General features: G+C 35.7%; 11 protein-coding genes. 3 read left to right on the forward strand and 8 right to left on the reverse strand.

The window, feature by feature from the left end; genetic code table 11:
- Positions 1-21: 21 nt before the first annotated feature.
- The 7 genes from MKX37_RS17930 to hflX all read right to left on the reverse strand — a co-directional run bounded on the left by MKX37_RS17930 (position 22) and on the right by hflX (position 8,259).
- Positions 22-1,851, reverse strand: coding sequence for a polysaccharide biosynthesis protein (locus MKX37_RS17930; RefSeq protein WP_002167788.1), 1,830 nt, complete (start codon positions 1,849-1,851; stop codon positions 22-24).
- A gap of 305 nt (positions 1,852-2,156) precedes the next feature.
- The gene (locus MKX37_RS17935; RefSeq protein WP_002128609.1) at positions 2,157-2,819 is read right to left on the reverse strand and encodes a CpsD/CapB family tyrosine-protein kinase; all 663 of its coding nucleotides are present in this window, start codon (positions 2,817-2,819) and stop codon (positions 2,157-2,159) included.
- Positions 2,768-3,508 carry a YveK family protein gene (locus tag MKX37_RS17940; protein WP_078422191.1) on the reverse strand — a complete coding sequence of 247 codons (741 nt, stop codon included), beginning with the start codon at positions 3,506-3,508 and terminating at the stop codon, positions 2,768-2,770. Before MKX37_RS17940 ends, MKX37_RS17935 begins: the two co-directional genes overlap by 52 nt.
- Before the next feature lie 269 nt (positions 3,509-3,777).
- Complete coding sequence (gene glnA, locus MKX37_RS17945) at positions 3,778-5,112, reverse strand: type I glutamate--ammonia ligase (protein WP_002014472.1); 1,335 nt, start codon at positions 5,110-5,112, stop codon at positions 3,778-3,780.
- A 48-nt stretch (positions 5,113-5,160) separates the two neighbouring features.
- A complete protein-coding gene (glnR, locus tag MKX37_RS17950) occupies positions 5,161-5,550 on the reverse strand; it encodes a transcriptional repressor GlnR (RefSeq protein WP_002014475.1) in 390 nt (129 codons plus the stop codon).
- A gap of 173 nt (positions 5,551-5,723) precedes the next feature.
- On the reverse strand, positions 5,724-6,995 hold the full coding sequence (locus MKX37_RS17955) for a methionine gamma-lyase family protein (RefSeq protein ID WP_002128611.1): 1,272 nt from the start codon (positions 6,993-6,995) through the stop codon (positions 5,724-5,726).
- A complete protein-coding gene (hflX, locus tag MKX37_RS17960) occupies positions 6,988-8,259 on the reverse strand; it encodes a GTPase HflX (protein ID WP_002069969.1) in 1,272 nt (423 codons plus the stop codon). The genes MKX37_RS17955 and hflX overlap by 8 nt, the downstream gene beginning before the upstream one ends.
- 92 nt (positions 8,260-8,351) lie before the next feature.
- On the opposite strand from hflX, the gene MKX37_RS17965 reads away from it, so the two are divergent.
- Together MKX37_RS17965 and MKX37_RS17970 are read left to right on the forward strand one after the other, a co-directional pair.
- Complete coding sequence (locus tag MKX37_RS17965; protein ID WP_002014478.1) at positions 8,352-8,975, forward strand: trimeric intracellular cation channel family protein; 624 nt, start codon at positions 8,352-8,354, stop codon at positions 8,973-8,975.
- 99 nt (positions 8,976-9,074) lie between these two features.
- A complete protein-coding gene (locus MKX37_RS17970; protein ID WP_002087943.1) occupies positions 9,075-9,212 on the forward strand; it encodes a hypothetical protein in 138 nt (45 codons plus the stop codon).
- Between the two features lie 31 nt (positions 9,213-9,243).
- On the opposite strand, the gene spoVK is transcribed toward MKX37_RS17970, so the two are convergent.
- Complete coding sequence (gene spoVK, locus MKX37_RS17975; protein ID WP_002014481.1) at positions 9,244-10,200, reverse strand: stage V sporulation protein K; 957 nt, start codon at positions 10,198-10,200, stop codon at positions 9,244-9,246.
- Positions 10,201-10,313: 113 nt separating this feature from the next.
- On the opposite strand from spoVK, the gene MKX37_RS17980 reads away from it, so the two are divergent.
- Positions 10,314-11,276 (forward strand): tyrosine-type recombinase/integrase, encoded by a 963-nt coding sequence (locus MKX37_RS17980; RefSeq protein WP_078422192.1) that lies wholly within the window; start codon positions 10,314-10,316, stop codon positions 11,274-11,276.
- Positions 11,277-11,295: the final 19 nt, after the last annotated feature.

The following is an 11,295-nucleotide window of genomic DNA, read 5'->3' on the forward strand; positions in this document are numbered from 1 at the left end:
CCCGTCTTATATAAATTTTTTCTATTGACCTGATACAGGTATTAACAGTTTTAAAGTTTTACGCTGATTTACTAACTTTAACAATCGTTTTCTTAATTCTACTTCGTTTAAATCTGTATAACTTGAAATAAACTCTTCAATTTCTTCTATACGAACATTCATTTCTTGTCCTACGTAAATCCTCGGATGAATTTGCTTTTCATTCATTTCATCTTCTTTTAGTAATTCTTCAAAAAGTTTCTCCCCTGGGCGTATACCAGTAAATTCTATTCCTATTTCATCCACAGAATTTCCTGATAATCGAATAAGATTTTTGGCAAGGTCGACTATTTTCACTGGTTCTCCCATATCCAATACAAAAATCTCTCCACCTTTAGCTAAAGCACCAGCTTGCACTACGAGTCTTGATGCTTCCGGGATTGTCATAAAATACCGAACCATATCAGGATGAGTAACTGTAACTGGTCCACCATTTTGAATTTGCTTCTTAAATAAAGGTATAACACTCCCTCTACTTCCTAAGACATTCCCAAAGCGTACAGTAACAAACTTTGTATGACTTATTTTATCTTTATGTTGAATTACCATCTCAGCTAATTTCTTTGTTGCTCCCATAACACTCGTCGGGTTCACAGCTTTATCAGAGGAAATCATAACAAACGTTCCTACTCCATGTGCTCTCGCTGCCTCTGATACATTCATAGTTCCAATCAAATTATTTTTAACAGCCTCTTCAGGATTATTCTCCATTAGTGGTACATGTTTATGTGCAGCTGCATGATATACAACATTTGGAAGATGTTTATTCATTATTGAATTCATCTTTTTTTCATCTTGTATATCTGCGATTTCAGGAATAAACGTGCCTTTCATATCTCCATATTTTCTGTTTAATTCCATTTCTATAGAATAAATACTGTTCTCCCCATGCCCTAGTAAAATCAACCTTTTCGGCCTGAATTTTGCAATTTGTCTACAAATTTCCGAACCAATCGAACCTCCTGCACCAGTAACTAAAATAACCTTGTCAGTTATATAATCTGAAATAATATCCACATCAAGTTCTACAGGATCACGCCCTAATAAATCCTCTACTTGAACATCCCTGAATTCGTTCACCGATACTTTACCCGTTACTAAGTCTTCTAACATCGGAAGAATTTGAGTTTTCACTTCTGTTTTTAAACATCTTTTCAAAATAACATTTTGCTCTCTTTTGTTTAATGAAGGAATTGCTAAAATTATTATTTCAATATTCAGTTTTTTAACAGCATACTCAATTTGATTCTTACCACCAATTACTGGAATACCCCAAATATCAAGGTTATGTTTTTTTACATTATCATCAATAAATGCGACTGGCATTAATTCGGCAGCACTATTCTTTAACAACTGCCTTGCAACCATTGTCCCAGCAGATCCCGCACCAACAATTAACGTTCTTTTTTTATCACCCTTTTTTACATAATAAATATCTCTGTACATTCTCCATATAAAACGTGAACCACCAATTAATAAAATATGAATCATCCAAGTTACAACTAACAGCCGAAAATACATTTTTTGCATGATTAGTTGCTGCACAACCGCTGTAGCAATTATAGAAAATGTAACAACTTTGCATATAATGAGTAATTCTCCTATACTTGCATATTCCCAAGCTTTATTATACAACTTATATATTAAAGCAAATAAATGATGACTGACTAGTAGAGTGATAGAGCTAATAATTGATGATAAAGTGATAACACTAAAGCTAGCATTTACAAAGAAATAACTAAAGAAAATAGCACTTAACACAATCATTGAATCCATTAAAAGTAATAACGATATCCTCCGCCGATACGTCATGTAACTTCCTCCTTTAATCAATTCCATACTTAACTCTTTCAAATTTAAAGTTTCTAACTATATTCTCTTTATTAAAAACACATAGTTAGAAACTTTAATAAAATAGGGGCATCTAACCCTCCCTCACATTACACTCTTGATGACTCGCATCTAAGGTTGTTTTCACAACCCACAGCATAATCGAGTGCCTCCGTTGATAGCGGTAAGGAGACATCACCACATCGTATCCCTTTAAAAAATTCTTTATAAAGAACATCCTGATATAAGGATGTTAAATTCATTTTTCTAAAGTACATTTATGTTATTTATACTTTTCCATTCAAAATCGCACCTAATATCCTACTTTTCGTAAAACTTAACGCCCTTTTCGTTTCAAGCGCATCTTCATTCACAGTATGATTATAACGTATCACCAATAATACACCTTCACACTTATCAGCCAATACACTTGTATCTGTTACTTCTAGTACAGGAGAAGAATCAAATAATATAATATCGTATCGTTCCAGCGCCTTTTGAATTAACATATCCATTGCATCTGAACTAAGCACTTCAGATGGATTAAATGGTACTGGTCCGCTAGTTAATACATCCAGACTTTCCATCTCTGTTTTTTTCACGGCGCCCTCTAAAGTTGTTTTTCCGTTCAATATATCAATTAATCCAATTGTATTTTCTACTCCAAACATTTCATGAATCGTTGGTGTTCGTAAATTTGCATCTATTACCAATACTTTTTCACCTTTTTGTGCTATTGAGACTGCTAAATTAACTGTAATCGTTGATTTTCCTTCACCATACCTCGGAGAAGTAATAACTATAGTTCTGCTTTTATGAATAGATGAAGATAATTGAAGGTTTGTTCGAAGCGAACGATACTGCTCCGAAATTTTCGATCTTGGAGCGGTATGTACAATTATACTTTCTCCTTTAACTTTATTTGTTTTTCGTCTATTTTTGTAAGCCACTCCGTTCCCTCCCTCAATAATACCGTATTTTTTTTACTGAATTTGTCTTTCACATTTTTTCTATTCATTTTAGATATTCCGCCCAAAACAGGGACATCTAACAATTGTTCAATTCGCCGTTCCGATTTGATTCTCTCATCAAGTGAATCCAATAAAAAAATGAATCCAATACTGAGCACCATACCTATAGAGAATGCAATTAGTATCGTCTTAAGGTGATTTATATTTATAGGCATAGAATGTTTTTGAACTGGGTCTTCTGGTAATATACTCACATTATTAAAATTCAGTATATTCGCTACTTCTTTCTTATAAACAGCGGCTGTAGTATTTGCAATTTTATGAGCAAGCACAGGATCTATATCCACTACATTTATTCTCATAATCTGGGACCCTTGCACACTTTCTGTACTTATTTGTCCACTTAATGCACCTGCAGATCTGTTAATATTCAATTCAGCAGCCACTTTTTCTAATATTACAGGCTCATTTACCATCGCTTTCAATGTATTCATCGTTTCAGCATTAGCTTGAACAATAACTCTTGCTGAAGAGGCATATAATGGTGTTTTTACATATATAGTATACATCGCTCCTGCTACTGTTGTGAGAGTTGTAAATAATAGAATGATCCAAATTCTTTTCCGTATAATAGTAAATAGATTTTTCAAATTTATTTCCTTATCCATAACTTCCCTCCTCATTTAAAACCAATGAGCTTCAACTTGAAATTGGCATCGAAAACTTAAGAAAAAAACAATATTTTCATTCTTTTTAATATACAAACATTTCTAGTTAATGCCATTTTAGTTCTTTATACAGAACGAGTCAACACAAATTATTTTCACTAAATTACTTCCTGATGACACTAAAAAAAATGCGACAATATTCGCGTTTTTTCACTGTAGATAAATGACGAAAAAGCCCTAATACCGTAGTATTAGGGCTTTTTTCTCTCTTAGTATAGAGACATATATTGGTCGCGTTCCCATTGGTGAACTTGCGTGCGGAAAATATCCCACTCAATTTCTTTTGCTTCAATGAAGTGCTCAAGTAAATGATCACCTAATGCGCCACATACGATTTCATTAGATTGTAAAGTAACTAACGCTTGCGCTAATGTTGCTGGTAAGTCAACGATACCTGCTTCTTCACGCTCTTCTTTTGTCATTACGTAGATGTTACGGTCTACTGCAGCTGGTGGAGTTAATTTATTTTTAATTCCATCAAGACCTGCTGCTAATAATGTAGCCATTACTAAATATGGGTTCGCAGCTGGGTCAACACTACGTACTTCTACGCGTGTACTAATACCACGAGATGCAGGAATACGCACTAATGGACTACGGTTTTGTGCAGACCATGCTACGTAACATGGAGCTTCATATCCAGGTACTAAACGCTTGTAAGAGTTTACAGTTGGGTTTGCTACCGCTGTAAATGCTGGCGCATGTTTTAAAATACCTGCGATGAAGTGACGAGCATCATCACTTAATTGTAAATCACCGTTTTGATCGAAGAATACGTTCTCACCATTTTTAAATAGTGATAAGTTACAGTGCATACCTGAACCGTTCACACCGTATAATGGTTTCGGCATAAATGTTGCGTGTAAACCATGTTTACGAGCAATCGTTCTTACAACAAGCTTGAATGTTTGAATGTCATCACATGAGCGAATTGCATTTGCATATTTAAAGTCAATTTCATGTTGACCTGGCGCAACCTCATGGTGAGATGCTTCAATTTCAAAGCCCATTTCTTCAAGTTCAAGAACGATATCACGACGACAGTTTTCCCCTAGATCCATCGGCGCAAGGTCGAAGTATCCACCGTTATCGTTCAATTCCAGTGTTGGATTTCCTTTTTCATCAACTTTAAATAGGAAGAATTCTGGCTCTGGTCCAAGATTGAAATCTGAGAATCCTAATGCTTCCATTTCTTTTAACACACGCTTTAAGTTGTTACGTGGGTCGCCATCAAATGGAGTACCATCAGCATTGTAAATATCACAGATTAAACGAGCTACTTTACCTTTTTCAGCTGTCCAAGGGAAAATTACCCAAGTATCTAAATCCGGATATAAATACATATCAGATTCTTCAATACGTACGAAACCTTCAATAGAAGATCCATCAAACATCATTTTGTTATCAAGAGCTTTTGTTAATTGGCTCACTGGAATTTCTACGTTTTTAATTACCCCTAAAAGGTCCGTAAATTGCAGACGGATATACTTTACATTCTCTTCTTTCGCCAAACGGAAAATATCTTCTTTTGTGTACCTAGCCATTATAAATTCCTCCTTAGTCCCTCTAAACACCTTCAGAATCAGTTATCTTTAGTGAAAAAACCTTGAAATGTCACCTTGTCGCAATGAGGTCCGATTAAATCTACCTGTATGTTGTAGTTCATCTCGAAGAATTTTGCGAAGCTCGGATTTTGAAATTTCTTTCGTTTCTTCTTTTACTTTCACTGCTTCTGTTTGATTTTCTTTCATTTGCAATACTTGTTTAATTCCGGCCATATTTAAGCCTTGATCTAACAAATCTTTAATTTCCAACAATTTATCTACATCGTTAAATGAAAATAATCTACGATTCCCTTTTGTACGGGTTGGAAAAATAAGATTATGCTCTTCATAGTAGCGAATTTGACGTGCAGATAATTGTGTTAAATCCATTACAATACCAATTGGAAACAGCGGAGCAGAACGTCTATCTTCTTTCATTGTTTCAGTTCCTCCTTCGCCTTAACTGTTTCTCATTTTACACCATGTTATGTTTAGTGTCAATAGATGTTAGCTTTTCTAACATGATTTTTTTGTGGATTTTTTCATTTTTTTCTAATGGCACAAATCATTACTTTCACACGAAAAAAGCTGCCGAAATCGACAGCTTTCCTTTAAGAAATTGTTAATAGTTTTTTTTCAATTAACGCATCAATCGCAGAACAAATCGCAATCTTTACATGCGAATAAGTTAACCCACCTTGCACGTAAGCAACATAAGGCGGACGAATCGGACCATCAGCCGACAGCTCAATACTTGCACCTTGAATAAACGTCCCCGCAGCCATAATTACATCATCTTCATAACCCGGCATATAGTTTGCATATGGAGTGAAATGAGAATTAATTGGAGATGCATATTGAATCGCTTGACAGAACGCAATCATACGATCTTTATCATCAAATTGAACAGACTGAATTAAATCTGTTCTTGGTGCATTCCAAGCTGGTGATGTATTCATCCCTAACTTCCCTAAAAATGCAGCTGTAAAAATCGCACCTTTTAGCGCTTGTCCCGCCACATGCGGCGCTAAGAAGAAACCTTGATACATTTCTTGCAAACTGTATAAAGATGCCCCTGCTTCCGCACCGATTCCTGGAGATGTTAGACGATATGCACACGCTTCAACATACTGCTCTTTACCAACAATGTAACCACCAGTTTTAACAATTCCACCGCCAGGATTCTTAATAAGAGAGCCTGCCATTAAGTCCGCACCAACATGACATGGCTCTTCTTCTTCAATAAATTCGCCATAGCAGTTATCTACAAATACAACAACATCAGGTTTAATCTCTTTCACAAACGCAATCATCTCTTTAATTTGTGAAACAGTAAACGACGGACGAGTAGCATATCCTTTTGAACGCTGAATACCAATCATCTTCGTATTACTATGGATCGCAGCTGCAACAGCTTCAAAGTCCACAAATCCCTCTTCAGTTAACGGAACTGCGTTATAACCAATATTATATTCTTTAAATGAGCCTACACCTTTTCCGCGTACACCAACGATTTCTTCTAACGTATCATATGGTTTTCCTGTTATGTATAGCAGTTCATCTCCTGGACGTAAAATACCGAATAGAGCTGTCGAAATTGCGTGAGTACCTGAAATAATTTGCGGACGAACAAGACCCGCTTCTGCCCCAAATACATCAGCATACACTTTTTCTAACGTGTCACGACCAATATCATCATAACCATAACCTGTCGTCGGAATAAAATGCGAATCGCTAATTTTGTGTTTACGAAAACTTTCTAATACACGAAATTGGTTACTCTCAATCACTTCATCCACATGTTTATGTACTTCTATAATTTGACTTTCTACTTCTTTTACGATTGGAGCAATTTTTTCTCCATTTTTCAAACGATCAAACATTATTTTCTCCTTCTTCCACTAAAAATCTCTTTAATTGCCCCTTAAGCGATGAATGAGCAAATATATACCCTGTACAATCATATACAAATTTATCTTCTAGAAACTCCATTTTAGTTAATATTGTTTCTGTCTTTAAAAGCGTTAATAACCTACCTTCACTCGGAGGGATTTCCACTTGATAATCATCCATTTCTTCCTTCATCTTCGTTTCTAGCGCTTCTTTTATACGCAATAAATCACTTTCTTCAAAAGCACTAGTCATTAAGAAATCACTTTTCGGAAATGGAATGAAGTTTTGATGCAATTTATCTTTTTTATTATATAACGTAATAATAGGAATACGATTAATTTCAAGGTCCGACAATAATTGTTTTACTGTCTGCTCATGCCCTACATAATTAGGATCTGCAGAATCAACAACATGTAAAATAACATCCGCTTCCCCAGCTTCTTCTAACGTAGATCGAAAAGCAGCAATTAGTGACGTAGGTAAATCTTGTATAAAACCAACCGTATCAGTCAAAAGCACTGTATAACCAGAAGGTAACGGCATCTTTCTTGTCGTCGGATCTAGCGTTGCAAACAATAAGTTTTCTTCAAACGTATCAGCTTCCGTTAATCTATTAAACAACGTAGATTTTCCTGCATTTGTATACCCAATTAACGCAACTTGAAACACTTTATTATCTTTTCTTCTCTCACGATATCTCTTTCGATGCTCCACAACAACCGCAAGTTGTCTCTTTATTTCATCAATACGAGATCGAATATGACGACGATCTGTCTCAAGCTTCGTCTCTCCTGGTCCCCTTGTACCAATTCCACCACCAAGACGCGATAAAGCAAGACCTTGTCCCATAAGGCGCGGCATTGTATATTGCAATTGAGCTAATTCTACTTGAAGCTTACCCTCTCTCGATTTCGCACGTTGCGCAAAAATATCTAGTATTAACTGCGTTCGGTCAATCACTCTCGCATCTAATACTGAAGATAAATTCCGAATTTGACTTGGTGTTAACTCATTATTAAAAACAATAACAGCTGGTTCTAATTCTTCCGTCAACGCTGCAAGCTCTTCTAGTTTACCTTTTCCTATATAAGTCGCCGGATGAAACTTCGGGCGCTTTTGCGTCGTTGATACTAACACTTCCGCTCGCGCAGTTTTCGCTAGCGATGCAAGCTCTTTCATGGAATGCATAAATTTTTCATCATCATCTTGTGGCAATTGACAGCCAACTAATATGATTTTTTCTTTTTCTTCCATCAAATATGTTCACTCATCCTTTTCGAAATTTAAACCTTCTAATATAATAGCAGAGGAAGCACATTTCATCTAGTTAGCGGGGGAGAAAATTCATGGCATGGGAGATTTTTAGCATCATAGGCACAATCGCTTTCGCACTAAGCGGAGCCATTGTTGCAATGGAAGAGGATTATGATATTTTCGGGGTATATATTTTAGGAATGGCAACCGCATTTGGGGGAGGTGCCCTTCGTAATTTATTAATCGGTTATCCAATCGTCGCGTTTTGGCAACAAGACATGTTATTCCAAATCGCACTATTATCAATGACGATCATTTTTCTTTTTCCTAATAAATTAATTAAGCATTGGAAAAAGTGGGAAAACATCACAGATGCCATCGGCTTATCAGCGTTCGCCGTACAAGGAGCTCTATACGCCCAAAAATTAAATTTACCAATTAGCGCTACAATTGTAGCTGCTGTTTTAACTGGCATTGGCGGCGGTATTATTCGTGATCTTTTAGCACGTAGAAAACCTCTCGTCCTTCGAGCTGATGTATATGCGTTTTGGACGATTTTAGCCGGTTTTTTGATTGGCGCTAAAGTCATCGTTAGCGATTGGGCTCTATACACCTTATTCATTTTAATTGTTTGCTTCCGCATGGTTTCTATTCATTACAAATGGCATTTACCGCATAGACGCATCGATACAAAGGAGCGCTCAATGCATAAATAGCAATCTAACCTCTTTACATATCGTAAAGAGGTTTTTCTTTTCTAACGAGTTTTTCTTTACATAATGTTTATACTAATTTTTAAAGCGAGGTGAATGCAAATGACAAACCATGTTAATAAAGGAGCTCAAAAAAGCTCAGTAAACCAATTTGGACATGATCCAAATTCAGCGCACGAAAAGAGCGCTAAAATGGAACGTCTTCATAAAACTCACCAAGAAAAAGCAAAAAAAGAGTAAACGAACTTATGCATAAAAACAGACGCACAGTTTACGTACTGTGCGTCTCCTCTTCAAGCATTAAATCCATACTTGATATCCCAATTAAATCATATTTATCATACGTATCCTCTTGTAACAATCGCATAGCTTGTGTACGAATCGATTTTTCAACAATATTCCGTACGTATCGCCCATTACTAAACGATGTAATTTGCGACGAATACTTTACCGCATGTAAATGATCTCGAAATTTCCACTCCGCTTCTTTAGATAACTGATATTCACGCTCCTCATACATTCTCTTTCCAATTTCCAACAGCTGATTTACCGAGTAATCCGCAAATTCAATAATAAATGGAAAACGAGATTGTAACCCTGGATTTAATGAAAGAAAATGATTCATCTCTCTTGAATATCCAGCTAAAATTAATACAAAACCGTGCTGCTTATCTTCCATATGCTTCACAAGTGTATCAATAGCTTCCTTCCCAAAATCCTTCTCTCCCCCCCGCGCTAAAGAATACGCCTCATCAATAAACAAAATACCTCCCATGGCCTTTTTTATTAAATCTCTCGTCTTTTGCGCTGTATGACCGATATACTCCCCCACAAGATCAGCACGTTCTGCTTCAACTAAATGCCCCTTCGATAAAATATTCATCTCAAACAACAATTTCCCTATCATTCTAGCAACGGTTGTCTTCCCAGTACCGGGATTCCCCCTAAATAACATGTGAAGCACTTGCTTCTCAGATTTCAACCCCATCTCTTGTCTTTTTTTATTTACATAAATCCAAGCATAAATTTCTTTTATTATCTTTTTTATTTCATCCATCCCAACAAGCTTTCCCATCTCTTCTTCAATTCTCTGCAACATCTCATGTTTAGTAGTGGTTTCACTTGAAATTACCGTTTTATTTTCTGATGCCGGTAACGAAATTTTCTTTCGATGGTTTAATACAATATTAATTTGATTGTTATTTTTCTTACGCATCGATTGTTCCATACAATCACCTCATTTTATCCACTCACCAAATATTATTATTCCAGTCCCTCTTGCAAATGCCTATTTTCAGAAAAGTTTGCTATAATATAAGAAATAATCAAGGTGGTGGGACTATGGAAACAACGGAATTCCATGATACAATACAAGCCTTTTCTATTTTTTTATTGAATAAAGGCCGAAAGTCTTCAACCATTAAACGTTATGTTTATGACATTGAAGATTTTGGACATTGGTTAGAAAAAAACAAAAAGCTCCCTTCCAGTAATATATGGGCAACACTTTGTACAAAAGACTATGAAGATTACTTTTCAGACTTAAAAAAGAATCGACACTACTCTGAGAAAACAATGCATCGTGTATTTATTGTATTAAATAGAATGCATCATTTTCTTAACATTCCAAATCCATTGAATGATATGGAAATTACTATTCAACCAAACCGTGCATTGCGTAATGAAGATTTCATTTCATCCGATGAAGAAAAAAGATTAAAGCATATAGTCACTTCATTAGAAGGACTTTCAGAAAAACAACGTCCCGTTCGTCCATTATTAATGGATCGTAATATCGCCATTTTAAATATATTAATCGACTACGGACTATCCTTACAAGAGCTTACAGCATTAACTATGCATCACGTTCATTTTGAAACTAATACACTTTCTATTCCAGCAACCGCAGGAGTAGAAAGAACAATCACATTAGCAATCGAAGACAAAAAACAACTGTACACATATTATAAAAGTATTCCAGAACCAGTTCGTCCTAAATACCATAGTAATGACCCGTTGTTTGTTGCATTCGATTTTAACCGCGGAACATACAGATGGGTATACGAAAACGATGCACCAAAAGCACTAACAGAAATCGCTATCCAAAAAATGATCCGACTTGAAGTAGCAAGAGCCAATTTACGTAAAGGCATTTCTGGACAACATTTCCGGAACACGTTTATTTTACGCCTAATAAAAAAACAAACCCCAGAGCCAGAAATCATAAAATTAGTTGGCTTCAAATCAAAAATTTCACTAAAGCGATATTATCAATATGCTGAAAATAAAAAAAACGCCCTATAATAAGGCGTTTTTTTATTTT

This window comes from Bacillus sp. FSL R5-0709 (genome assembly GCF_038004785.1).
GTDB lineage: Bacteria > Bacillota > Bacilli > Bacillales > Bacillaceae_G > Bacillus_A > Bacillus_A mycoides.

What these genes read in the sequence shown, in the direction of transcription:
- glnA (WP_002014472.1), bottom strand. Translation starts at nt 5,112, where the DNA reads ATGGCTAGGTACACAAAAGAAGATATTTTCCGTTTGGCGAAAGAAGAG.
- MKX37_RS17980 (WP_078422192.1), top strand. Translation starts at nt 10,314, where the DNA reads ATGGAAACAACGGAATTCCATGATACAATACAAGCCTTTTCTATTTTT.
- MKX37_RS17940 (WP_078422191.1), bottom strand. Translation starts at nt 3,508, where the DNA reads ATGGATAAGGAAATAAATTTGAAAAATCTATTTACTATTATACGGAAA.
- glnR (WP_002014475.1), bottom strand. Translation starts at nt 5,550, where the DNA reads ATGAAAGAAGATAGACGTTCTGCTCCGCTGTTTCCAATTGGTATTGTA.
- MKX37_RS17955 (WP_002128611.1), bottom strand. Translation starts at nt 6,995, where the DNA reads ATGTTTGATCGTTTGAAAAATGGAGAAAAAATTGCTCCAATCGTAAAA.
- hflX (WP_002069969.1), bottom strand. Translation starts at nt 8,259, where the DNA reads ATGGAAGAAAAAGAAAAAATCATATTAGTTGGCTGTCAATTGCCACAA.
- MKX37_RS17965 (WP_002014478.1), top strand. Translation starts at nt 8,352, where the DNA reads ATGGCATGGGAGATTTTTAGCATCATAGGCACAATCGCTTTCGCACTA.
- spoVK (WP_002014481.1), bottom strand. Translation starts at nt 10,200, where the DNA reads ATGGAACAATCGATGCGTAAGAAAAATAACAATCAAATTAATATTGTA.
- MKX37_RS17930 (WP_002167788.1), bottom strand. Translation starts at nt 1,851, where the DNA reads ATGACGTATCGGCGGAGGATATCGTTATTACTTTTAATGGATTCAATG.
- MKX37_RS17970 (WP_002087943.1), top strand. Translation starts at nt 9,075, where the DNA reads ATGACAAACCATGTTAATAAAGGAGCTCAAAAAAGCTCAGTAAACCAA.